General features: G+C 37.9%; 3 protein-coding genes. 1 reads left to right on the top strand and 2 read right to left on the bottom strand.

Annotated elements, in window-relative coordinates:
* Positions 1-99, top strand: a 99-nt coding sequence (locus BLR44_RS29515) for an AraC family transcriptional regulator (RefSeq protein ID WP_143017543.1), incomplete at its 5' end; no start/stop codon positions are given.
* A 279-nt stretch (positions 100-378) separates the two neighbouring features.
* Here BLR44_RS29515 and BLR44_RS28440 read toward each other — a convergent pair.
* Both BLR44_RS28440 and BLR44_RS29510 read right to left on the bottom strand, forming a co-directional pair.
* Complete coding sequence (locus tag BLR44_RS28440) at positions 379-723, bottom strand: hypothetical protein (RefSeq protein WP_218127219.1); 345 nt, start codon at positions 721-723, stop codon at positions 379-381.
* An 84-nt stretch (positions 724-807) separates the two neighbouring features.
* Positions 808-1023 (bottom strand): transposase, encoded by a 216-nt coding sequence (locus tag BLR44_RS29510; protein WP_410493153.1) that lies wholly within the window; start codon positions 1021-1023, stop codon positions 808-810.
* Positions 1024-1123 lie beyond the last annotated feature (100 nt).

Here is a 1123-nt window from a genome sequence, read left to right as displayed (position 1 = left end):
GCCGATACACTCCACTTCTCCAGCGCCTCCTTTTTCAGTCGCTACGTGCGTCGGGAATTGGGAATGTCTCCCACGGAGTATCGACAGCGGTTGAAATGAATACTGATAAGAAGTACTATTATTATATCTACTTTTGTATTTTATTTATCATAATAAAATTGATTTATAAAACATATTCATATAACTCTTATCTTAGCTTCACCGGGATTAAGAATTATTGCTTACGATCCCATCACCCGTATAGGCTGAGGCGATCACCGATTCGGGTAGGCGCTGTCAGGCTTATGTCTCGGTCAGCTTGAAACCGCTCCCCGTCTTTCATTAGGAAGGCTTCAGTGCATAGTTAATAGATGGACCAGCCGAAATATTTCGTTATTTTTAACATTGATTAAATTTCAATCTTATTTTTAAATCATTTCGCTGAGACAAAGTGAGAAGTTCGCGTACTCTATCATATTGGCCAATTTGTGTTTCTTCAGGATAGTCTTTTTTAATTATAAACCCCTCCCTTTTATTTGTCTTTGGATTATCAAACAGATACAACTTTCTATCTTCAATCGGAAACCATTCTATTTTATTCTCTTTATCTGTATTTCTCTCAAAACGAATGAATCCTCGTTTTTCATTATCCTTTTCATAAGTGTGTTTTGTATCCCAATTCACGTCATATCCACCCGCTCCTCTTATATAGGTTGTTTCATATCTTGATTGAATTTGAATCATTTTATATCCGTCGTTCAAGTAGTCAAATTGAAAAATGAAAGGTCTTACTTCTTTTAAATATTTTTCAAGTATAGCTACGGTGTGTCAATTAGTATAGAAAGCGACGTCAGGATGATAAAAGAATTTGGCGATGAGGGAGGGCTTTTGCGTCAGGTTCGTAAATCCTTGAGCAACGGCCGTTTTTAGTTCGCTTATGGTGGTAAACAACCTGTTTTTAAACCAGTGACTCTTGATGTAGCCATGCACCTGTTCATCAGCATTCAGTTGTGGGGAATAGGGTGGTAAGCCGACTAACTGGATACGTCTGAACTTCCTAGCTTTCGACGGACAGAAAATAGAAGCCCCTAATTCCTATCTTGTCCTCTATGAAACCACGAAGAAATTTTGACCTGACTTACAA

It is taken from the genome of Catalinimonas alkaloidigena, assembly GCF_900100765.1.
Classification (GTDB): Bacteria; Bacteroidota; Bacteroidia; order Cytophagales; family Flexibacteraceae; genus Mooreia; species Mooreia alkaloidigena.
This window is presented reverse-complemented; position numbering and strand designations above follow the sequence as displayed.